Source organism: Providencia sp. AGC89 (genome assembly GCF_053543535.1).
In genome coordinates this window covers 57,202-79,340 of sequence record NZ_JBIXLP010000063.1, presented here as the reverse complement: position 1 = coordinate 79,340, position 22,139 = coordinate 57,202, and the positions used below count along the sequence as shown (strand labels likewise).

Below are 22,139 nucleotides of genomic sequence, written 5' to 3'. Positions count from 1 at the left end.
TCATTAAATAATAAATACAAAGGATCGTACTTATAAAAAATAAGCTATAACGAAACTTTTAGTTTAGAAAAACAAAAAAGGTTATTTATTTGGGAAAAAGAAGGCTAAAGAAATATCAATATTGAACCATTTCTTCATATAGAAGAAATGCCTTGATATGAGAGACTTGCTTAACGAAAACATACTATGACTCCTATCAAAAAGGAATTAGTACAACCAACAGCATCATATATATAACAGTTAAAAATATAAAGTAATAGAGATTGTCATATAATTATACCTATATCACATAATCATTAGATAATACTAAGACAAATTGACTCAAGTCACACATTTAATTTTATTCGTTATTTTTTATAAGATTGTAAATATTAAAACATAAAAAAAACAAAAAATAATTATTATTCATATCTGTAATTTAATAATTATAAAGAGTAATTTGGCTTTATTTAAATAACGCTTAACAAAAATAAAATGGGTAAAGTATGATTAGAATACTTTACCCATGATTCAAATAATTAACAATTACTGAGCATCTTTCCCATATTTAGGAGATCTAGGCCCATATAATATACCATTAGGCGTACCTGCAGATAATAACCTTGCACTTGTTATACCTGCAATTGTGTAACTTTTATCTGTCATGGTATCAACAATTTGATTAACAACCGCCGAAACTAAAACACCAATAATGCCATTGGAAGAAGAGTTATTTTCAGCACTCGATGCAGATGCCGAACCGCTCCATAATAATGCCCCTGTCCTCGCATCAACAAGTTTTGCATCCGCTGTGACACGTGTATCACTGGAAATAACCTGATAGCTAGTACCGTACTCTGTTATATTAAGATATAACACAGCATCATTACCGAAAATTTCTCGGGTTTTGGCGGGCGGAACAGATTGGATATCCCCTGCATTTATTAAACCATTTTGCTTAAATGTTTCTTCCACTACCGCTACAGGAAAAACATAGTAGCCAGCCTCCGCTAAAGGCAGGGCTGTTTGTGATAATAAACCATGACTAGCCTGTACTTCTGGAGAGCTATTCTGAGGTAATAACACTAAAATGCTTTTTGGCTTACTTTGATTAAACGCAGTATAATCAACTTTTGTTGGCTGTGCACAACCAGTTAATAACCAAGCCATCACCAGCCCGCTGAGTATGAATAAACGCCTCATTTTGCTTTCCCTTTATTTTTCATTAGAAAATCCATATACGCCGCAGATTCTGGATATAATTCTTTTTCAGCGTTGAACTCTTGCATTGCAAGGTCGATGGCTCCGGTTGTGGAATACAATAACCCTAAATGGGCGTGTAACCCCGGAGGGGTAGCAAGACCGTTTGCCTTACTCATTTCAAGGTTTTTTTTCAATGCTTGAATTTGTTCTTGAGGGCCAGTATCTGTTTGCTGGTAATATTGATAAATTGTAGTTTGATAACCATCCCAGTTATATAATGGTTTTGGCTCGTTAGCACAACCATTTAATAAAATGGCTCCAGCAAAAATAAGAAGTAATTTAAATTTCATCATATTCCCTTATTTAGCTGGCTGCCATGCACCACTTTCAATACCAACTACGAGATCATTCACAGCTTCCCTTATTGCTAAATCTAGCACCTTACCGTTTAGCGTAGAGTCATAACTTGCAGTTCCACCAAAACCGACAATTTCCCTATTTGATAATTCATACTCGCCTGCTCCCTGAGCTGAGAATACCACCTCGGAAGTTTGGACATTCACAACATTTAAATTAACTTTTGCATATGCGACTTGTGATTTACCACGGCCTAAAATACCAAATAGCTGTCTATCACCGACTTCTTTTCGACCAAATTCAGTGACATCACCGGTAATAACATATGTTGCGCCTTTTAATTGCTGGGACTGGCCTTTAATTCCAGCTTCTTCTTTTAACTCTTGCATATTAGCCCGGTCTAATACATTAAAGCGCCCAGTTTGCTGAAGATGCGTCATTAAAATTGTTTTTGACTGATTACCTAAGCGGTCAACGCCATCTGAAAAAATGCCATTCATATAACTCGAACGGTTATCAAATTTGCCAATTGATATTGGGCTTTTAGGACCCGAGTAATTAGTATTATAAGTCGCAACTTTCTCTACTGCTAAAGAACGGGAAGATTCCTTTGCACAACCACTTAATAATGCACTAGCAATAAAAATAGATGCGATGCTGATTTTAGATATATTCATTTAGCTGTCTCAATTAAAATTTAATTAGAATTAATTATTGCAGCTTTATTTTGCATCAAATATAAAACAGGGTCTAGTCAATATCACCTATTCAGTGATTTTATCTTTATTTCTATTTCATCCAATTGATAATATTCATAAAGTAACTCAGGTTTATTAGATGAAATCAACTGTTTGATTAAAAAATGGAGGTAACATAAATTATTTAATCAGTAATCTTTAATGATGTAATATTTCATATCATCACTATTATTCTATCCCAATAAAAACATCCAACTGAATTATCTACCATTTATATAGCCAAATGGTAGGTAATAATATAACCAATCACTGTTGTTTATTTTTCACTCAAATAGTAGATTATTATAAACATGCAGCTAACCAAAGTATAAAAAACAATCACATTCTATATATCGTTAGCTTATTTCCTTGTCGTACATCATAGCTCTTTTAATTTAACCCAATATATTACTTTATTGGTAGGTTTTGTATGAATTTGCAATAGATCATGACCAAAAAAGGATAAGAGGAATCTTATCCTTTTTTATTAACTATATTATTAATAATCAATAATATATTACAATAGCATTAATGTACTGATTGATAAGAAACAGATGCACCTTTTTCTATGGTGCTTTCATCTGAATAAATACTGCCTATATCAATAAAAGACTGGTCGCTATCATTATAGACTTTGTTATACAGTGATAATTCCGGACGATGACGCAGCGTTTTTGTCGTTAAATCCATCATTAGATATTGCTGAGAACCCCTAACCCACTCTGAAACAATGACACCTTTATGACCAACTTTTAGCTCATGCATATTATTATAACCATTTTCGGCGATCAGTTCGAAAGTCCCATTGGTATGAAATTGCATTAAAGAAAATAACCGGCGAGAAGGCTCTTGAGCAATAACAAAAATATCACCATTAAGGTTTTGTGCTGCTTCATTGATGCGAACAGGTAACCATTTACTACTAACCACCTGTTTCGTTGGTATATCCATAATAACCTCAAGTGACCCCATCTGATTACCGTAGCTGTACCACATCACCACTTTATCTCGATACGTTGCATAGGAAAAATTTGAATTACCTTCAATTTCCTCAGGAAATAACGACTTGGCTAAATTTCTCACATTCATAAATGTGTTCCCAAGTTATACCTTTATCTTGGCTGATAAAGATATTCTCATTACTCGCAACAATATATGCAGGTAGGCCTTTAGATTGGTAGATTTTCCCCGTGATCAACGCAGAGAATAACTCTCCAGATTTATCTTGCCAAGGTATTAACTCACTGATTGAGAAATCAATTAAATTAATTTTTCGGTAGCCATCTCTTAAAATAATTAAACACTCTTTTCTTTCACAGACTGCATTGTAAAAACTATCATCAGCACGAGTAATAAAACGCACACCTTGGTTATCTGCAAACAAAACTTGATAGCTATACTCACTAAAATTTGTATAGTTGTTATACAACGAATAATAGTAACTTTGGTTATTACTTTTTTGAGCAATAATCAACATGCCATTCTCAGCAGGAAAAGTAGTCGCCCAGTCATAATTTGCGATAACAGGCCCATTTTCATTATGTTTTTCCCACTGCCAATCAACTGTACCATCACGCACAAATACGAATACAATAAAAATAAAACTTAGCGCAAAAGCCAACGTTAATAAGATAAAATGCCTACTGAGAAATGGATTCATGACCGAACCTCCGTGACATAATCAGTTTTGCCTTGCTGTCGACGTAAATGCTTCAATAAATACTGAGCTTGATAATACGCATTACCGCGCTTAGATATTTTAAAATAGACCGCCACACACAAACCGATAAGAAAACTAATTCCCAACACAATTGAAACTGCAAAACTGATATATAACCCACCCGTATCAACAAGATTTATCCAATCCCAGTAGTCCCAGTACCCTCCTTTTTCCATAGTTTCAGCAATAGATAGTCCGAGAGCCATTAATACTAAGAAAATAAGAATCAAACCAGTGAATCCCCATAAGCCGTAATAAAACCCTCGTTCTTGGGGCGCACCTTTACCAATAAGGCTATATGCTAAACCATCTTGATGATTGTAGATGCCAAAGACGACTTGCTCTTTTGAGTTCTCTTGGAGATTTTTATGATAAATCTCAAGCTCATCCCCTTGAGCGATAAACAAACTATGGTTATTAAAGAGTGGCTCATTCGCCGACACTAAGACATCCAGATGTTCTTTATTTATTTGTAAGCTGATTTGATTAAGCTTTTGTTCTGTATCTCCTGCTGCAATGGTGACACTGAGGTTAGCAGTAATATTGGTTTTACCACGCGTAGAAGATAAAGAGGTTTGCTCTATGCCAATATTAGTGGCTTTATGTAATTTGGCAGGCTTAGTTTTCGTTTTTTTTATACCTAAAATATCAATTTGCTGGTCTTGGCCATTAGTTTTATATTGTTCATCAATGACTAAATCCAGTGCCTTCAAAATTAATTTACGCTTCGAACTTAAAATATGTTTTATTTCTGCAAGCACTAACACAAATAATACAATACCAGTAAAAGCTGCGCAGCCTAACACTGCCACAAGTATTATCATTAAAAAATTATCATCAGCTTCAATAAAACAGTAATACACTGCAGGTATTAGTGCCATTAAAAACAATGAAATTAAAAATTGTATTCCAAGCTTACGAGTAAAACCGACCGTTCTATCTGGCTCTAAGCGTCCTTTGGTTTCATGGTATACCCAGTTTACCCAATAACTGCCATCATTCATCTGTTCTGCACAAATAATCAGTACATCACCCTTTTTCAACCTATCCAAAAATATTTGGCTGTTTTTAAAGTCATCTTGATTGAAAAAAAACACTTTATCTGATGCTAACAACCTCACCATACCTATCGGGGTGACATTTTTATAATCACACTGTGTTAAAGTCGTTTGAAAATACTGAACGCCCATAAATGATGCCTATTTGTTATAGTAAATTTAACATTATGATATTAAATAAAGGTATATTGCCCTAGAAAAACTTACACTATAATAAAATAATTCAGACAATGACGAGCATCTGTAAATAACAATTACTCGGGGCCTTCCCCTATAAATAGGCGACTCCTACTAGTAAAGCCAATAATTACTGATAAACTTGCATTCAATACAAAATTGGTGGGTAAAATGTAGCAAGAGCGCCATTTTCTCCCTTCTTCTAACAATAATTTTGAATAAAAGCGATGACATCACAACCTGCATACAAGCAAATTCAGTCTTACATTTTACGCAGTATTGATTTAGGGGTTTTTAAGCCAGAAACTCAAATCCCTACCGAACTTGAACTCTGTGCACAGTTCAATGTAAGCCGTATGACGGTAAATAAAGCTATTTCAGAATTAAGTCAGAAAGGTATCCTAAATCGTATTGCAGGAAAGGGCACTTTTGTTGCAACTCAAAAACATGAGCTTCCTGTTACCAAGGCGTTTGATATTTTTGATGAAATATCTGTAAGTGGTAATAAATATAGTGGTCACCAATTGCAACTGAAAGTCATCCTTGCTTCCGCAGAAATTGCATTACAACTTGGTATTACAGAAGGAAGTGAAGTCGGATATTGTAAAGTGCTCCACTTTGAAAATGATATCCCTTTAATGTTAGAAGAACGCTACGTGAACCATGCTATTGCACCTGAATTTGTAAAACAAAAATACGGCGATACGGAAACACCAAGCGGCTATTTACAACGCCATTTTCCTGTCAGTGAAATGGAACATACCATTGAAGCGGCACTTGCGACAAAATCAATTGCACAATCGTTATCAGTAAAAGAAAATTCCCCTTGTTTACAGCTCAGTCGACGCACTTGGACTGGCAATACATTAATTAGCTACGTCAACATGACCTCTGCAGGCTCTCGTTATAAATTAAAATTACATACCCGTATTGATAATAATCTATAAAAAAATGGGGCAATAATGCCCCAAAACGACTGATAAAAATAGAAAAACATCAAGCACATCTACATCACAAACAATAATTTCCCCCTTACATTCCTTGGTAAATTGGCCCCTCTCCCCCTTGTGGTGCAGTCCAAGTTATATTTTGTAATGGGTCTTTAATATCGCAAGCCTTACAATGTAGGCAGTTTTGCGCATTAATTTGCAGTTTTTCTTGGTTAATTTCCCCCAAGACTTCATATACACCTGCGGGGCAATAACGCGTTTCTGGAGCCGCATATTTAGCTAAATTAATTTGGATTGGCACTGTGATATCCGCCAATTTTAAATGGCAAGGCTGGTCTTCTTCATGATTAGTATTTGATAAAAATACAGATGAAGCCTTATCAAAAGTCAGCACACCATCCGGTTTTGGATATATTATTGGTTGAAATTTACTCGCTTCTTTTATATTTTCATGATCAGCTTGCTTGAGCTTCAGTGTCCAAGGGCTTTTCCCCTTCAACAGTAGCTGTTCAGCCCCAAATAACATTGAGCCAATAACTAACCCTTTTTTCATATATGGCTTAAAATTGCGTGTTTGATAAAGTTCTTGATATAGCCAACTATCCTCAAATAGCTGGCGAAATAATGATTTAAATCGCGAATAATCTACCGTTTCATGATGTAAAGAACCAAACAATGCCTCAGCTGCTAATGACCCACTTTTAACTGCACAATGAGTTCCTTTTATGCGTGCAGCATTTAAAAAGCCTGCATCATCACCAATTAATGCACCACCAGGAAAACTTAGCTCAGGTAATGCAGCAAGGCCTCCTGCTACCATGCTTCTTGCTCCGTAGCTAATCCGTTTACCACCAGACAAAAAACCACTAAAAGTAGGATGCGTTTTTAAACGCTGAAACTCTTCAAAGGGAGATAAATATGGGTTTTCATAATTCAGACCAACAACTAACCCAACAGCCACGAGGTCTTCACCGTAATGGTAAGCAAAACCACCTCCATAAGTGTGATTATCTAATGGCCACCCTACTGAATGGATCACAACCCCTGGCTGATGCTGTTCTTTTGGGATCTGCCAAATTTCTTTGATCCCTAACCCATAAGTTTGCTTACCGCTGTTTGCAGCTAAATCAAAACGTTCAATTAATTGTTTACCTAGTTGCCCCCGACACCCTTCGGCAAAAAAGGTCATTTTAGCAACTAAATTCATCCCAGCTTGGTACATCGCGGTGGGCGAGCCAGCTTTATCTAATCCCATATCCCCTGTCGTCACGCCAATCACGCTTCCTGCGTCATCAAATAGCACCTCAGTAGCCGCAAACCCAGCGAAAACATCTACACCTAACGCCTCTGCTTCAACCGCCAAAGCCGCGCTAATTAGACCTAGACTCCCAATTAAATTGCCATTATTTTTTAAACTACTTGGTAATAAAGATAACGGTAACTGATTGAATTTATTTTCTTTTAGCCATAAAAAACGGTCTTGGGTTACTGCAGTTAAAGGGGCTGTTACCTTTTGCTGCCAATCTGGTAGTAATTCATCTAAAGCGCGAGGGTCAATTACGGCTCCTGATAAAATATGCGCCCCTATTTCTACCCCTTTATCAATTAAACAAACGGAGAGCTCAGCCCCTTTTTCTGCGGCTAGCTGTTTTAAACGAATTGCTGCCGATAACCCTGCAGGCCCACCACCGACAATCAGGACATCGAACTCCATCGATTCCCGCTCGGGAGCCTCGTTTATATTCTCAATGTTGTCGATAGCCATATGCCCTCTCTTACGCCAATGCTTTATCAAATTCAGGTAAGATCTCAAATAGATCGCCAACAATGCCATAATCCGCCACTTGGAAAATAGGCGCGTCAGGATCGCTATTAATGGCGACGATCACTTTACTTTCTTTCATACCTGCAACATGTTGAATTGCGCCAGAAATTCCAACTGCGATATACAAATCGGGCGCCACAATTTTCCCTGTTTGCCCAACCTGATAATCGTTAGGAACATAACCGGCATCGACTGCCGCGCGCGAAGCCCCTACAGCGGCACCCAGTTTGTCAGCAATGGTTTCTAATAAAGCAAAATTCTCACCAGAACTTAAACCGCGACCACCAGAAATCACGACTTTAGCGGAACTCAATTCTGCACGGCTTACTTGCGTTAACGATTGGCTCTTTAATAGTGCTCGCTGGGGGAGTTGTGCAAGGGTAACATTTTCAATTTGAGCGCTATTTTGCGTTTCTTTTGCGCCAGAAAATGCAGAGCTTCGCACGGTGATCACGACTTGTTGACCATTATTCTGCACTGTTGCCAATGCATTCCCCGCATAAATAGGACGAATGAATGTTTGTGAGTCAATGACTTGAGTAATATCTGAAATTTGAGCAACACCTAGTGTTGCGGCGACACGCGGAGCAATATTTTTCCCAAATGTTGTCGCAGGAAACAACAAATGTGTATAGCCTTTAGCAACCGCAACAATCGCACTGGTGATTGGCTCAGCTAATTGCCCTTCAAGCTCATCAGATTGAATTTCTAGAACTTTATTAACACCTTTGATGCTCGCAGCTAATTGAGCAACTGAAGCTGTCTGGCTCCCAGCAACGAATAAGTGTAGTTCACCACCAGCAGCAAGAATTTCATGAGCAGCGGTAATATTATGATAAGTTGATGATTTTATTGTTTGATTATCATGTTCGACAATCACTAACACTGATGTTTGGCTCATATTCATTTCCCTCTGTTAAATCACTTCTTTCGCTTGCAGTTCACTGACTAATGCGATTGCACTACTTAGTAATGTACATTGCCCAACACGCTTTTTCGGCTCACTGACCTTGAGCGTTTTAACTTGCCCCAATGGTGAAAAATTCATATCAGCAATATCAATGATATCTAGAGGTTTTTTCTTTGCTTTCATAATATTAGGTAAAGTTGCATAGCGAGGTTCATTTAACCGTAAGTCTGTTGTCACGACTGCTGGCAATGGCATTTCTAACGTTTCTAACCCCCCATCAATTTCCCGTGTCACTTGCAGTGTTCCACCGTCGATTTTAATTTGTGAAGCAAATGTCGCTTGTGGGTAATCTAATAATGCCGATAACATTTGACCTGTTTGGTTACAGTCATCATCAATTGCCTGTTTACCTAACAAAATCAGGTCAGCTTGTTCTTTATCGACAATTTGTTGTAGTAAGCGAGCAATATCCAACGGCTCTAACGCTAACTCAGCGGGTCGCTGAATTAAAATGGCGCGGTCGGCACCAATTGCCATCGCACTACGCAGCGTTTCTTGGTAACTAATATCCCCCACAGAAACAGCGATCACTTCAGTCGCTTTGCCGGATTCTTTTAAACGTACTGCTTCTTCTACAGCAATTTCATCAAATGGGTTAATTGCCATTTTGACATTAGCCAATTCCACCCCAGAGCCATCAGCTTTAACTCTCACTTTAACGTTATGGTCAATCACTCGCTTCACTGCGACTAAAATTTTCATCGTAACTCCTATCCAATTCTTCAACGATTGGCTTATATAAAGAGGATTCAAAATCGTTTTTAGGTTGAGAGAAGCCCTAGCAGTGAAAAATTCACTACTATTGGCTTGCTCAATTATCTTTTAAATAAATCTGTTAATAATTAAATAAGGGGTATTTCACATTATTTTGTTGTAGGTAATATCAATTTATCAGCAACAGACATTGGCCATTTTTTTATCGCGATATAATAAATAATACTGGTTGCAACTAAACCGACAATCCATGAAATATCAACACCACCCAGTTTTTCAACTAAAGGACCGGTATAGAAACCTGTTGAAATAAAAGGTAATTGGATCAATACCCCAACAACATAGGTCACGATCCCTACTTTATTCCAGCGACCATAACGGCCATCAGGGTTTGCAAGTTCAGGTACATCGTAGCGACCTTTTGTCACCCAATAATAATCCACTAGGTTTATCGCACTCCAAGGAGTGAAAAATGCCAGTAAAAATAATAAGAAAGAAGAGAACAGTTTTAGAAAAGAATGTTGCCCTGCCAACCCTAAAGCTGTCGAAAAACTCACCATCAGAATAATGAAAAATAACCGCTGCCCACGAGAAATTTGGCTTTTACCACGGAAGCCACACCAAATCGCAGCCATCGACATAAAACTACCGTAAGCATTTAGAGCCGTTATTGTGACCTTACCAAAGAAAATACTGATATATAACAACGCCGCAATTAACCCTGTACTACCTAAGCCCACAATATAAGCAACTTCATTACCCGCAAATTTATTCCCCGCAAGGGCCGCCGCAAATACACCTAAAATCATAGAGGCTTGCGTACCAATAACAGTCCCTGCACCTACTGCCATAAATGCTTTAATTGTTGGCGTTTTTGTCGGTAAATAACGCGAGTAGTCCGCAACATAAGGGCCAAATGCAATTTGCCAAGATGCTGATAATGACATGGCTAATAAAAAGTGCGTCCAATCAAAATGACGATTTTCCAGTAATACCGAAACATCATTCATATAAAACAGACGGAAAAATAGATAAAAGAACGTAATCACTCCAATCACGCTCGCTGCTTTTCCGAGAATATGAATAATTCGGTAGCCACAAATGGTGATCCCAATAATCACGGCACCAAATATTAAAATCCCCATCCAGTCACTTACATGCATAAGCTGACCAACCGCTTGCCCCGCTAATACCGTGCCACTGGCAGAGAACCCAACATACATCATGCATACTAATAAAATAGGGATAACGGCACCGTATACCCCAAACTGCACACGGCTAGAAATCATTTGTGGTAACCCCAGCTTTGGCCCTTGCACTGCATGCAAAGCCATTACTGAACCACCTAGCAATTGGCCAATAAATAAGCCGATTAATGACCAGAACACGTCCCCACCAAGTACTACAGCTAATGCACCGGTTACAATTGCTGTTATCTGCAAATTAGAACCGAACCAAAGTGTAAATTGACTCGATAAGGTGCCATGGCGTTCAGACTCAGGAATGTAATCGATGGAACGAGCTTCGATTAGTGGTACATTCTCCTGCCGACTTTTTTGCCCTGTCGCGATGTCGTTTGATACTGTCATGGTAACTCCTCTTTAAGCAAGGCTGGCCTAAAGAATGAACCAATTAATCGTAATGAACCCGCAATAACTACAATCGTAAGGTACAGTTATTAACCATTACGCTGGATGATGTTTTATCTATTATTCACCCACAGTAACTAATTGAAATACATTCTTAAACCTGATTGTTGTTGTGTTTTAATTCCATGATCCTGTTGTCAGGTAGTGCTCCTATGCTGCCTTATGAACGAGTAGCCGCCTGTCCCGCCTGCTCGCTCATTATTTTTAAAATAAATTAAATCGCATCTAAAACCGCACGAGAAATAATGATCTTTTGGATCTCCGAAGTACCTTCAAAAATCCGTAAAATTCGTGCATCACGTACATAACGTTCTAATGGAAGGTCACGAATATAACCATACCCACCATGAAGCTGTAATGCAGCATCAGTCACGAAACCAGCACATTCAGCAGCAAATAATTTTGCTGTGGCTGACTGCAAGCTAAAGCGCTCTCCTGAATCACGTAACTCAGCGGCGCGCCATGTCAGCATACGTGCAGCTTCAAGTTGCGTGTGCATATCGGCGATACGCCATTGTGTCCCTTGGTATGCAGCTAATGGTTTTTTACCAATTTGACGTTCTTTGACCCAACCTAAAGCACTTTCCATCGCTGCCCGAGCAATACCGAGCGAGGTTGCTGCCACTTCGACACGGCCTTTATCTAGTACTTCCATTGCCGTATGGAACCCTTTATTTTCCTCACCTAATAAGGCAGATTCAGGTAGCCAACAATTTAAAGCTAATTCATAAATCGTACTGCCACGTAGCCCCATGGTTTTCTCTGGCTGTGAAAAGGCCACGCCTTCTGTGCCTTTTGGGATCATAAAAGCGCTGATCCCGCGGGCTCCTGCCTCAACATCTGTTTTGGCATACAACACGATAAAATCGGCTTCTTTAGCATTGGTAATATAGTGTTTGTTACCTCGGATACGCCAGCCGCTGTTTTCACGTGTAGCGACTGTTCGCATATCGGCTGGGTTAGAGCCAGCAGCTGGTTCTGTTAAACCGAATGCTCCTAACATTTCACCTGTTGCCGCTTTCGGTAGCCAATATGCTTTTTGTTCTTCCGTTCCCCCCACTAAAATTGAATCTGTTGCTAGGAAATGGGCTGTTAATGCAGATGAGGTAGATGCACAAGCTGCCGCCACAGCCTCAACAACCCTACTCATCGCAATACTACCAATACCAAAACCACCATACTGTTCAGGTAAATTGATCCCCCAGCACCCCATTTCTCCCAACGCTTGTAGACTTTCAGCACAGAACGTTTCGGTTTCATCATAGCGTTGTGCATTAGGTTGCAAAATGTCGTGACATACTTTTTCTACTGCATCAACAATTGCCTGTTCAGTTTCATTAATTTCAAAGCTCATAACATTGTCTCCGCATTTTTAGTTGTTGTTTTCGCTGGCTTATAAATAGCATTTGCCTCACCTAATACAGGGGCTCGTAATGTTGAATGTGGCTTATTACCATTGAAAAAAACGGGCTGAGAAATCAACGGGGTACCACCATCATTTAAATAAGTGAGTACTTGACGTACTTGTGCATGCTCGCTCTGTGTTGCTTGCTGTAAATCATGGATTGGTGAAGCCGGTACCCCTGCGTTTAACAATAAATCACACACTTCTTCAACGGTTTTTTGGCAAGTCCAGCTTTCGATCTCTTTTCTTAAATCCGCTTGGTGTTGCGTTCTGGTGGGGTCATCAAAATAGCGGGGGTCCTGACAAAGCTCAGTTTTCCCCATGCACTCGCAAAAACGTTGAAATAGTTTTTCACTGGCAATCGCTATTACCACTAAACCATCTTTTGCATGGTAAGTATCAAATGGCGTAGAAACAGGATGGCGATTCCCAACTAAACTTGGTGCTTTATTATGAGCAAATAAGTTTGAAAGCCCGGTTAATTGCATACTCAGTAACACATCAACCATAGCAACATCAATGTATTGTGCCGCCTCATTGTGTCGTTCTCGGGCAAATAACGCGCTGCTGATCGCCCATGAAGCAAACATACCAGCACAGACATCTCCGATAGATTCGCCACTACGCGTTGGCCCCGTTTCAGGGAACCCTGTGACACTCATTAAACCTGACATCGCTTGTGCCACAATGTCATACGCAGGGTAACTTGCTAATGGGCTGTTTTGACCAAACCCTGAAATACTGGCATAGATTAATTTAGGGTTATGATTTTTTAAGCTATCAAAATCAATACCGAGCCTTTTAGTTACACCGGGGCGGAAGTTTTCAACAACAACATCGCTTTCTTTAACTAATCGAAAAAGAATAGCGCGGTCTTCATCCGCTTTAAGATCCAGCTCAATGCTACGTTTCCCACGATTAATTAAGCCGTAATAAACGCTTTCACCATCAATAAAAGGCCCTAAATGGCGGCTATCATCACCATGATTAGGCACTTCAATTTTAATGACTTCAGCACCAAGATCAGCCATCATACCGGTGCAATAAGGACCCGCTAATACACGGCTTAAATCGATCACTTTGATCCCTGCCAGTGGCCCTTGTTTTTTCTGAATTGACGCAGCATTCATACTGAATTCCTTATTATTCCAGAATGTTGCCGGCTCAACAGTCGCCGGCAAACAACATTACTTAACCATTGGCAAATTAAGCCCTTGCTGTTTGGCGCAGTTAATTGCAATGTCATAACCTGCATCCGCATGGCGCATAACCCCCGTTGCTGGGTCATTATGTAAGACACGAGCTAAACGCTTATCGGCAGCATCTGTTCCATCACAGACAATGACTACGCCTGAATGCTGAGAAAAGCCCATACCCACACCACCACCATGGTGTAAGCTAACCCATGTAGCGCCTCCCGCAGTATTTAATAATGCATTCAATAGCGGCCAGTCAGAAACGGCATCAGAACCATCTTTCATTGATTCTGTTTCACGGTGCGGGCTTGCCACTGAACCTGAATCTAAATGATCACGCCCAATCACAATAGGTCCTTTTAATTCGCCACTTTTCACCATTTCATTAAAAGCTCGGCCTAACCTTTCTCTATCTTTTAACCCTACCCAACAGATGCGTGCTGGCAGGCCTTGAAAAGCAATGCGCTCACGGGCCATGTCTAGCCAATTATGTAAGTGCTTGTCGTCAGGCAATAACTCTTTGACTTTTTGATCGGTTTTATAAATATCTTCGGGGTCTCCCGATAAAGCGACCCAACGGAATGGACCGATCCCTTCACAAAATAATGGTCGAATATAAGCAGGAACAAACCCAGGGAAATCAAAGGCATTACTGATACCTTCATCCTTAGCCATTTGTCGAATATTGTTACCATAGTCAAAAGCGGCAGAGCCACGTTTTTGCATTGTCAACATGGCATCCACTTGAACCGCCATACTTTTCTTAGCAGCTTTCGTGACCTCAGTTGGAGCGGTTTCTTGTTTTTCTCGCCATTGATTTAATGACCAGCCTTGAGGTAAATAGCCATGAACAGGGTCATGAGCACTCGTTTGGTCAGTCACAGAATCAGGGGTTATATTGCGCTTGACTAACTCACTGTAAATATCTGCGGCGTTACCTAATAGCCCCACAGATACCGGCTTACCTGTCGCTTTTGCTTCTTCAATGTATTGCAATGCTTCATCGAGTGAAGTGGCTTTTTTATCCACATAACGGGTTCTTAAACGGAAGTCGATACGGCTTTCATCACATTCAACCGCAATCATGCTAAAACCAGCCATCGTCGCGGCTAAAGGTTGCGCTCCTCCCATTCCACCGAGCCCTCCCGTTAAAATCCAACGACCCGCAGCATTGCCATCAAAATGTTGTTTTGCAAGTGAAACAAAAGTCTCATAGGTACCTTGAACTATCCCCTGAGAACCAATATAGATCCATGAACCCGCGGTCATCTGCCCATACATCATCAAACCTTTGCGATCTAACTCATTAAAGTGCTCCCAATTCGCCCAATGTGGAACAATATTTGAGTTGGCAATTAGTACACGTGGAGCATCTGGATGAGTAGGAAATACTCCGACAGGTTTACCTGACTGAACTAACAAGGTTTGGTCGTCTTCCAATGTTTTTAATACTTCTAAAATTTTGTCATAACATTCCCAATCACGGGCTGCACGACCGATACCACCATAAACCACTAAGCTTTGAGGGTGCTCAGCAACATCGGGGTCTAAATTATTTTGGATCATCCGGTACGCGGCTTCAGTCAGCCAGCTTTTACAGGCTTTTTCACTGCCTCGTGGAGCGCGGATCACTCGAGTTAAGTCTGTACGGTTTTGCATGGTTGTATCCCCTATCATCCATTTTCAATTAACTTTAAATTAACAATTTTCTACGGTGATAATCTACGAGATACCTTGTTAGCGACAATTCACCTTTATTTTCAGGTCAGTTAACTGATTTAAAATCAATACATTAAATCAATATCAACGTGCTCGAGACTATCTATTCATTGAAATCATTTATCTTGCATTCAAATATATATACATTTAATTCACAAAGTATATACATTTAAATTTGAATTTTTATACGAACAGTGGAAAAAGGGGAGTCAGAAAAGTTATACAACAACAAGTAGCTCTCTGTTTCTATGGAAAAAGTTGTATATACATTTAATTTTATACATAGAAACAAGCAAATAGCTGAAATGGGAGATACTTCACATTCCGTAAAAATAGAAAAATGAACAGATAACACGGCTAGAACTCACTCTAATGAGATAAGCTCTTCACAAAACAGGTCACTTATAAAAGATAAATACCAAATTAATAGTTATCTATTTTTGCAATACATTAAATTTAGGGTGGGATAATCTACCCTAAATTTAAATATATTACTAAGTGACCCTTTATGACTAAAATTACTAAGAATATTGTCTATTCCCCCGAAAATACTCACTGTATAAAAAATAACAGCTCGAATAAAAAATCACTCCCAAGTTCTATTCACAGAATTAAAATAGCGTTAGGATCAATTTTAGAATCATTCAGGTTATCAATAATAAATAAAAGAAAACAGACATTAAATAATAAAAGTAAAATGATTTCCCTTAAGCAATACTTTAAGAATCTTAGTAAATATAAAAAAGAAATTATTCATGATAAAAATTCAACTTCAATTATATTAAAAACTAAAATAGAAAGATTTACTCCAAATAGTGATGATAAAACGACATCTACCGCTCTGGGTCACATTCTTGAATCTGATGGATTTACTTTTGATAGGGAACTATCTGATAAATTCAACAAAGATTTCAATAGAATGAATGTTTATTTACACACCCCATATCGCCAAGAAAACACAGTAAATATTAAAGATGCAAGAGTTCTTACTGCAAAATTCGGTTCAGAAAACGCACAAATAATATCACAAATCACTCATCAAGGCTTTCTTGCCGACCCGCTCACTCGTTTACATAAAATAAACAAAGATGATAATTATATTATAGGAAATAACGCTATAGATACAATCCAAAATGATGAATCAATTGATGATATGAGAACTAGTTTTACGATTAAAGAAACAGAAAATGGCGATTGTATCATTACGGCTAATAAAAAATTTAAATATATAAATGTAACTACTAGTTTTGGTCGTGAATTGCCAAACTTATTAATCTCAGTCGAAAGAAAAACCTATTTAACTAAACGTGACGACGGCACTCTTGAATTAATGAATAATAATAATGGTGTTTTAAAACATATTAATGATAATAAAGATAAGCTTAAAATTACTATTATAAAAAAATAATACAGAAAGCATTGGTATTAAATACTTCGAGCTATTACACTCCCACAGCCCGAAGTATTTAATATATTCTCACTAACCGCCTAAATAAGCATTTCTGACAGCCTCATTGGCTAACAAGGCTTTTCCACTGTCTTCCAGGACAATACGCCCATTTTCCAGTACATACCCGCGATCAGCGAGTTTCAAAGCTTGATTAGCATTTTGCTCAACAAGGAAAATGGTCATTCCTTCTTCCCGTAGCTGTTGAATCGTATCAAAAATTTGCATAATAATAATCGGAGCCAACCCTAGTGACGGCTCATCGAGTAACAACAATTCAGGCTGACTCATTAAAGCACGCCCTATGGCAAGCATTTGTTGTTCCCCACCTGACATCGTCCCCGAGCGTTGGTTTCGACGTTCATAGAGCCTTGGAAATAGCGTATATACTCGTTCAATACGTTCTTGATACTCTTGGCGATTAGCGAAAAATCCCCCCATGGCGAGGTTTTCTTCTACCGTCATACGAGAAAATACACGCCGCCCTTCTGGCACTAATGCAATATCTTCACGCATAATTTTCGATGTAGGTAATTGAGTAATATCCACACCTCGGTAGATAACTTGGCCTTCAGATGCTCGAGGGTCGCCACACAAGGTGCTTAATAAGGTTGTTTTCCCTGCACCATTAGCACCAATTAGGGTCACAATTTCACCCTTTTGAATATTTAAGCTGATCCCATGCAGTGCTTGTATCTTCCCATAGTGAGTAGAAACTTTTTTAAACTCTAACATCAGTAAGCTTCCCCCAAATAGGCCTTAACCACATCTGGATGTTGGCGAATTTCATTTGGTGTACCATTGGCTAATGGCGTACCTTGATTCACAACATAAATACGGTCTGAAATCCCCATCACTAATTTCATATCATGTTCAATTAATAAAATAGAAACATTATGATGGCTGCGTAATTCAGCAATTAATTCATCTAAGTCATTAGTTTCTTTAGGGTTAAGTCCTGCTGCGGGTTCGTCTAACATCAAAATTTCAGGGCGAGTCACCATACAGCGTGCGATCTCTAAACGTCGTTGTTGCCCATACGCTAAATTACCTGCTTGCCGATTAGCAAACGGTAATAGGTCAACTCGCTCCAACCATTTTACCGCATTATCAAGAGCTTCTGACTCTGCACGGCGAAAACCTGGAGTCTTTAAAAGACCAGAAAAAATACCACTTTTCAAATGTTGGTGTTGCGCAACAAGTAGGTTCTCAATGACAGTCATTTCTTTGAACAACCGCACGTGTTGAAAAGTTCGGATAACCCCTAAACGCGCGATAGCTTGCCCTGATAGGCCTTCAAGGTGTTTATCATGGTATAAGATAGTGCCACTAGTCGGCTTATAAAAGCCAGTTAAGCAGTTAAAAATGGTTGTTTTCCCTGCGCCGTTAGGCCCAATTAAGGACACTATTTCACCCTGATTAATCCCTAGTTCGACATCATTAACCGCAAGTAAGCCACCAAAACGCATGGTTAAGCCACTGACCTGTAATAAAGGGGAAGTTAATTGACTCATGCGCCCTCCCCTTCAGGTACTTTTTTAACCTGCATTTGTCGACGTTTCATTGGTAATAAGCCTTGTGGCCGCCAAATCATCATCAATACCATCAATGCCCCCAATAACAACATGCTGTATTGGTTAAGGTCACGCATCATTTCCCTTGATACAACTAAGATAATAGCGGCTAAAATCACCGATGTTTGCGAGCCCATTCCCCCAAGTACAACAATAGCCAGTACAAATGCAGACTCAACAAAGGTAAATGACTCTGGGCTAATAAACCCTTGTCTTGCGGCAAATAATGTCCCCGCAAACCCCGCAAAAGCGGCACTAATAGTAAAAGCGGTTAATTTAATTCGCGTTGGACTCAAGCCTAGTGAGCGACATGCAATTTCATCTTCACGCAACGCTTCCCACGCACGGCCTAACGGCATTCGAAGCAGCCGATTAATGATAAACAGCGTCAATACAACTAGCAGTAGCGCGACAAAATAGAGAAAAATAATCCGATCACCAGGGCTATAATCTAACCCAAAAAAGTTATGGAATGTGTCCCATCCCTCTTTTGCTGTACGGCTAAACTCAAGACCAAACAATGTAGGTTTAGGTAACTGGCTAATCCCATTCGGCCCACCTGTGATCTCAGTATTATTGAGTAATAAAATACGTACAATTTCCCCAAAACCGAGCGTCACAATCGCAAGATAGTCACCTCTTAATCTCAGAACAGGGAAGCCTAGTAAAAAACCGGCTAATGCCGCGGTTAACCCTGCAATCGGTAAACTTTCCCAGAAACCAAAACCATAGTAATGATTTAATAACCCGAAAGTATAAGCGCCGATCGCATAGAAGCCTGCATAACCTAAAACCAGTAAACCAGAAAGGCCAACAACAACGTTTAACCCCAACCCTAACATCACATAAATTAGTGTTAAAGTCGCAATATCAACACTTCCACGTGAAACTAGAAATGGCCAAATAATTGCAGCAATAATGATTATGACCGCTAAGATTTTCTGTTTTGTTGTGGAACCATCAAAATCAGGAATAGACCAAGCTTTCTTAGGAACGCCTTTCCATACTTTACTTAACGTTGGGCGGACAAGCTGGTACACAAAAATGACGACAATCCCTGCAAGAATCCAATTCCAACGAACAGAATCCCCCATTGTGACAACCAGTTTTGTTCCATCAAGTGTAAGTTGCATCCCCATCATAAATAACGCCAGCACAAAAAAAGTGGCTGAGGCTACAATAGCGTTAATCCAATTTTCTTTTCTCATACTTTTTCGACCTCCGGGCGTCCCAGAATGCCGGTAGGCATGATTAATAACACACCGATTAATAAACCAAATGACACGACATCTTTGTATTCAGTGCTCAAATATGCAGAAGTCATCGCTTCAGCCACACCAAGAATTAAACCACCTAGCATGGCGCCAGGAATACTGCCTATTCCACCTAATACTGCTGCCGTAAAGGCTTTCATCCCAGCCATAAAGCCAATATATGGGTTAATAACACCATAAAATTGCCCCAACAAAACACCGGCTACTGCGGCCATTGCGGCGCCAATAACAAAAGTTAACGAAATGACTCGGTCGGTATTAATGCCAAGTAAACTCGCCATTTTTAAGTCTTCAGCACAAGCACGACAGGCTCTTCCCATCTTTGAATAACGAATAAATACGGTTAACGCCAGCATCGCTAGCAGTGTTACCACCCATATTGTTAACTGCATTTTCGTAACTGTTGCTGCAAAACCATCACTTTCACCGAGCACCCATTGCCCTGTAATTAGGCTTGGTAACGCTAAGTCCCGTGAACCTTGTGACAAACTGACATAGTTTTGTAGAAAAATAGACATCCCGATCGCCGAGATCAATGCAATTAAACGTTTAGAATGACGTACAGGCCGATAAGCAACACGCTCAATACTCCAACCATAAGCACTGGAAACAACGATCGCGGCAACAAATGCCGCAGCGACTAAGATCCAGCCAACGTCAATCCCAAGCATCATTAAGCCTGCGATCACAATAAAAGAAACATAGCTGCCTATCATATACACTTCGCCATGGGCAAAGTTAATCATACCAATGATGCCGTACACCATGGTATAACCTATAGCGATGAGTGCGTAGGTGCTGCCAAGAGTCAATCCATTAAGGAATTGCTGAATAAAATAAAGAATTTGATCTGACATAAGACTATCCTTTCGAACTGCTTGTCCTATATAGAGAACAGAAGCCGGAAGAAAGTGACTCTCTTCCGGTTCTTATTCACTACTTTGGAACACGACTCGCGACTATTTTACAGAGGTGGAAGTCCCATCTTTGTGCCATTCAAATACACCAAACTCGAAACCTTTCAAGTCCCCGTTTGGCTGCCAGCTTAGCGTTCCCATTACAGTTTCAACTGGATTTGCTTTCAAATCTTTGACTAAATCTTCAGGCTCAACACTACCTGTACGCTCCATTGCCGTAGTTAAACCTTGGATAGCAGCATAAGTTGTCCACACAAATGGCCCTGTTGGATCTTCTTTTTTCGCTTTAATTGCATCAACAATAGGTTGGTTAGTGGCAACTTGGTCATAGCGCTTTGGTAATGTGACTAGCATCCCTTCCGAAGCATCACCAGCGATATTCGATAATGACGAGTTACCAACACCTTCAGGCCCCATAAAACGGATGTTTAGACCAGATTGCTTCGCTTGGCGTAAAATTTGCCCCATTTCTGGGTAATAACCACCGAAGTATACAAAATCTACGTTTTCTTTTTTCAGCTTCGCCACTAATGCTGAAAAATCTTTGTCACCAGCGGTAACCCCTTCAAACATCACTTCTTTTACACCAGCTTTATTGAGGTTTTCACGAACAGAGCGCGCTAAACCTTCACCATACTGCTGTTTATCGTGTACCACAGCGATACGAGTTGGCTTAACCTCATCTAAAATATATTTAACTGCGGTAGGCCCTTGGTCAGAGTCTAAACCCGTCGTACGCAATACCATTTGGTAACCACGGGTAGTGAGGTCGGCGTTCGTTGCCGCAGGGGTGATCATAATCACGCCTTCATCTTCATAGATATCCGATGCAGGCTGAGTAGAAGAAGAGCACAGATGACCAATAACATGGCGAATACCATCATTGATTACTTTATTGGCAACTGCAACTGCTTGCTTCGGGTCACAAGCGTCATCGTATTCAACTGCAACTAGTGTATTACCATTAATGCCACCTTTTGCATTAATATCTGCAATAGCTTGACGCGCTCCTGTAAATTCCATATCACCATATTGAGCCACTGGCCCTGACATTGCGCCAACAACCGCAATTTTAATTTCCTTTGCCCATCCCGCAGAGCTGAATGCCATCGCGATACAGCCCGCTAATAATGCTTTATTCATATTCTTCATTTTATCGTCCCCGTCTTCATGGTTCTGAGTGTTTGTATTTGATTTGTAGTAGATTATTATGGTTGACAGGTACAATGCCTGATATTTCAAAATACAGCGAATAAGGCTATATATTT

At 39.6% G+C, this 22,139-nt stretch carries 20 protein-coding genes; 2 read left to right on the top strand and 18 right to left on the bottom strand.

The features are described 5' to 3' along the window. Nucleotides 1–525 precede the first annotated feature (525 nt). The 6 genes from ACIPUA_RS12305 to ACIPUA_RS12280 form a co-directional block, all read right to left on the bottom strand. Complete coding sequence (locus ACIPUA_RS12305; RefSeq protein WP_042846292.1) at nt 526–1,182, bottom strand: DUF799 domain-containing protein; 657 nt, start codon at nt 1,180–1,182, stop codon at nt 526–528. Further along, nucleotides 1,179–1,532: a DUF4810 domain-containing protein gene (locus tag ACIPUA_RS12300; protein ID WP_173424815.1), complete on the bottom strand. Its 354-nt coding sequence runs from the start codon at nt 1,530–1,532 to the stop codon at nt 1,179–1,181. Before ACIPUA_RS12300 ends, ACIPUA_RS12305 begins: the two co-directional genes overlap by 4 nt. A 9-nt stretch (nt 1,533–1,541) precedes the next feature. Continuing rightward, nucleotides 1,542–2,216 (bottom strand): CsgG/HfaB family protein, encoded by a 675-nt coding sequence (locus ACIPUA_RS12295; RefSeq protein ID WP_042846294.1) that lies wholly within the window; start codon nt 2,214–2,216, stop codon nt 1,542–1,544. 588 nt (nt 2,217–2,804) lie between these two features. Further along, nucleotides 2,805–3,365 (bottom strand): hypothetical protein, encoded by a 561-nt coding sequence (locus tag ACIPUA_RS12290; protein WP_449059714.1) that lies wholly within the window; start codon nt 3,363–3,365, stop codon nt 2,805–2,807. Then, on the bottom strand, nt 3,328–3,936 hold the full coding sequence (locus ACIPUA_RS12285; protein WP_449059713.1) for a hypothetical protein: 609 nt from the start codon (nt 3,934–3,936) through the stop codon (nt 3,328–3,330). The genes ACIPUA_RS12290 and ACIPUA_RS12285 overlap by 38 nt, the downstream gene beginning before the upstream one ends. Next, nucleotides 3,933–5,186, bottom strand: a complete 1,254-nt coding sequence (locus ACIPUA_RS12280) for a hypothetical protein (protein ID WP_449059712.1) — start codon at nt 5,184–5,186, stop codon at nt 3,933–3,935. Before ACIPUA_RS12280 ends, ACIPUA_RS12285 begins: the two co-directional genes overlap by 4 nt. A gap of 272 nt (nt 5,187–5,458) precedes the next feature. Between ACIPUA_RS12280 and ACIPUA_RS12275 the strand changes: the two genes are divergently transcribed. Beyond that, nucleotides 5,459–6,178: a UTRA domain-containing protein gene (locus tag ACIPUA_RS12275; RefSeq protein WP_042846298.1), complete on the top strand. Its 720-nt coding sequence runs from the start codon at nt 5,459–5,461 to the stop codon at nt 6,176–6,178. 85 nt (nt 6,179–6,263) lie between these two features. On the opposite strand, the gene ACIPUA_RS12270 is transcribed toward ACIPUA_RS12275, so the two are convergent. The 7 genes from ACIPUA_RS12270 to hutU form a co-directional block, all read right to left on the bottom strand. Next, nucleotides 6,264–7,946: an electron transfer flavoprotein-ubiquinone oxidoreductase gene (locus ACIPUA_RS12270; RefSeq protein WP_048606125.1), complete on the bottom strand. Its 1,683-nt coding sequence runs from the start codon at nt 7,944–7,946 to the stop codon at nt 6,264–6,266. A 10-nt stretch (nt 7,947–7,956) separates the two neighbouring features. Then, a complete protein-coding gene (locus ACIPUA_RS12265) occupies nt 7,957–8,907 on the bottom strand; it encodes an electron transfer flavoprotein subunit alpha/FixB family protein (RefSeq protein ID WP_048606123.1) in 951 nt (316 codons plus the stop codon). A 15-nt stretch (nt 8,908–8,922) separates the two neighbouring features. After that, the gene (locus ACIPUA_RS12260; protein WP_048606121.1) at nt 8,923–9,678 is read right to left on the bottom strand and encodes an electron transfer flavoprotein subunit beta/FixA family protein; all 756 of its coding nucleotides are present in this window, start codon (nt 9,676–9,678) and stop codon (nt 8,923–8,925) included. Between the two features lie 161 nt (nt 9,679–9,839). Further along, on the bottom strand, nt 9,840–11,279 hold the full coding sequence (locus ACIPUA_RS12255) for a purine-cytosine permease family protein (RefSeq protein ID WP_042846304.1): 1,440 nt from the start codon (nt 11,277–11,279) through the stop codon (nt 9,840–9,842). A gap of 274 nt (nt 11,280–11,553) precedes the next feature. Next, nucleotides 11,554–12,693 (bottom strand): acyl-CoA dehydrogenase family protein, encoded by a 1,140-nt coding sequence (locus tag ACIPUA_RS12250; protein WP_042846305.1) that lies wholly within the window; start codon nt 12,691–12,693, stop codon nt 11,554–11,556. Next, nucleotides 12,690–13,874: a CaiB/BaiF CoA transferase family protein gene (locus ACIPUA_RS12245; protein WP_042846307.1), complete on the bottom strand. Its 1,185-nt coding sequence runs from the start codon at nt 13,872–13,874 to the stop codon at nt 12,690–12,692. The genes ACIPUA_RS12250 and ACIPUA_RS12245 overlap by 4 nt, the downstream gene beginning before the upstream one ends. Before the next feature lie 57 nt (nt 13,875–13,931). Next, nucleotides 13,932–15,599: a urocanate hydratase gene (hutU, locus tag ACIPUA_RS12240; RefSeq protein WP_042846308.1), complete on the bottom strand. Its 1,668-nt coding sequence runs from the start codon at nt 15,597–15,599 to the stop codon at nt 13,932–13,934. A gap of 568 nt (nt 15,600–16,167) precedes the next feature. Between hutU and ACIPUA_RS12235 the strand changes: the two genes are divergently transcribed. Then, nucleotides 16,168–17,067: a hypothetical protein gene (locus ACIPUA_RS12235; protein WP_131680127.1), complete on the top strand. Its 900-nt coding sequence runs from the start codon at nt 16,168–16,170 to the stop codon at nt 17,065–17,067. 72 nt (nt 17,068–17,139) lie between these two features. Here the strand turns inward: ACIPUA_RS12235 and livF are convergent, their stop codons facing one another. The 5 genes from livF to ACIPUA_RS12210 form a co-directional block, all read right to left on the bottom strand. Beyond that, on the bottom strand, nt 17,140–17,841 hold the full coding sequence (gene livF / locus ACIPUA_RS12230) for a high-affinity branched-chain amino acid ABC transporter ATP-binding protein LivF (protein ID WP_042846311.1): 702 nt from the start codon (nt 17,839–17,841) through the stop codon (nt 17,140–17,142). Beyond that, nucleotides 17,841–18,620, bottom strand: a complete 780-nt coding sequence (gene livG, locus ACIPUA_RS12225) for a high-affinity branched-chain amino acid ABC transporter ATP-binding protein LivG (protein WP_449059711.1) — start codon at nt 18,618–18,620, stop codon at nt 17,841–17,843. The genes livF and livG overlap by 1 nt, the downstream gene beginning before the upstream one ends. After that, nucleotides 18,617–19,888: a high-affinity branched-chain amino acid ABC transporter permease LivM gene (locus ACIPUA_RS12220; protein ID WP_042846314.1), complete on the bottom strand. Its 1,272-nt coding sequence runs from the start codon at nt 19,886–19,888 to the stop codon at nt 18,617–18,619. Before ACIPUA_RS12220 ends, livG begins: the two co-directional genes overlap by 4 nt. Then, nucleotides 19,885–20,811, bottom strand: a complete 927-nt coding sequence (livH, locus tag ACIPUA_RS12215) for a high-affinity branched-chain amino acid ABC transporter permease LivH (protein ID WP_042846319.1) — start codon at nt 20,809–20,811, stop codon at nt 19,885–19,887. Before livH ends, ACIPUA_RS12220 begins: the two co-directional genes overlap by 4 nt. Nucleotides 20,812–20,913: 102 nt before the next feature. Next, on the bottom strand, nt 20,914–22,023 hold the full coding sequence (locus ACIPUA_RS12210) for a branched-chain amino acid ABC transporter substrate-binding protein (protein ID WP_042846321.1): 1,110 nt from the start codon (nt 22,021–22,023) through the stop codon (nt 20,914–20,916). Between the last annotated feature and the right edge of the window lie 116 nt (nt 22,024–22,139).

What these genes read in the sequence shown, in the direction of transcription:
- ACIPUA_RS12305 (WP_042846292.1), bottom strand. Translation starts at nt 1,182, where the DNA reads ATGAGGCGTTTATTCATACTCAGCGGGCTGGTGATGGCTTGGTTATTA.
- ACIPUA_RS12300 (WP_173424815.1), bottom strand. Translation starts at nt 1,532, where the DNA reads ATGAAATTTAAATTACTTCTTATTTTTGCTGGAGCCATTTTATTAAAT.
- ACIPUA_RS12295 (WP_042846294.1), bottom strand. Translation starts at nt 2,216, where the DNA reads ATGAATATATCTAAAATCAGCATCGCATCTATTTTTATTGCTAGTGCA.
- ACIPUA_RS12290 (WP_449059714.1), bottom strand. Translation starts at nt 3,365, where the DNA reads ATGAATGTGAGAAATTTAGCCAAGTCGTTATTTCCTGAGGAAATTGAA.
- ACIPUA_RS12285 (WP_449059713.1), bottom strand. Translation starts at nt 3,936, where the DNA reads ATGAATCCATTTCTCAGTAGGCATTTTATCTTATTAACGTTGGCTTTT.
- ACIPUA_RS12280 (WP_449059712.1), bottom strand. Translation starts at nt 5,186, where the DNA reads ATGGGCGTTCAGTATTTTCAAACGACTTTAACACAGTGTGATTATAAA.
- ACIPUA_RS12275 (WP_042846298.1), top strand. Translation starts at nt 5,459, where the DNA reads ATGACATCACAACCTGCATACAAGCAAATTCAGTCTTACATTTTACGC.
- ACIPUA_RS12270 (WP_048606125.1), bottom strand. Translation starts at nt 7,946, where the DNA reads ATGGCTATCGACAACATTGAGAATATAAACGAGGCTCCCGAGCGGGAA.
- ACIPUA_RS12265 (WP_048606123.1), bottom strand. Translation starts at nt 8,907, where the DNA reads ATGAGCCAAACATCAGTGTTAGTGATTGTCGAACATGATAATCAAACA.
- ACIPUA_RS12260 (WP_048606121.1), bottom strand. Translation starts at nt 9,678, where the DNA reads ATGAAAATTTTAGTCGCAGTGAAGCGAGTGATTGACCATAACGTTAAA.
- ACIPUA_RS12255 (WP_042846304.1), bottom strand. Translation starts at nt 11,279, where the DNA reads ATGACAGTATCAAACGACATCGCGACAGGGCAAAAAAGTCGGCAGGAG.
- ACIPUA_RS12250 (WP_042846305.1), bottom strand. Translation starts at nt 12,693, where the DNA reads ATGAGCTTTGAAATTAATGAAACTGAACAGGCAATTGTTGATGCAGTA.
- ACIPUA_RS12245 (WP_042846307.1), bottom strand. Translation starts at nt 13,874, where the DNA reads ATGAATGCTGCGTCAATTCAGAAAAAACAAGGGCCACTGGCAGGGATC.
- hutU (WP_042846308.1), bottom strand. Translation starts at nt 15,599, where the DNA reads ATGCAAAACCGTACAGACTTAACTCGAGTGATCCGCGCTCCACGAGGC.
- ACIPUA_RS12235 (WP_131680127.1), top strand. Translation starts at nt 16,168, where the DNA reads ATGACTAAAATTACTAAGAATATTGTCTATTCCCCCGAAAATACTCAC.
- livF (WP_042846311.1), bottom strand. Translation starts at nt 17,841, where the DNA reads ATGTTAGAGTTTAAAAAAGTTTCTACTCACTATGGGAAGATACAAGCA.
- livG (WP_449059711.1), bottom strand. Translation starts at nt 18,620, where the DNA reads ATGAGTCAATTAACTTCCCCTTTATTACAGGTCAGTGGCTTAACCATG.
- ACIPUA_RS12220 (WP_042846314.1), bottom strand. Translation starts at nt 19,888, where the DNA reads ATGAGAAAAGAAAATTGGATTAACGCTATTGTAGCCTCAGCCACTTTT.
- livH (WP_042846319.1), bottom strand. Translation starts at nt 20,811, where the DNA reads ATGTCAGATCAAATTCTTTATTTTATTCAGCAATTCCTTAATGGATTG.
- ACIPUA_RS12210 (WP_042846321.1), bottom strand. Translation starts at nt 22,023, where the DNA reads ATGAAGAATATGAATAAAGCATTATTAGCGGGCTGTATCGCGATGGCA.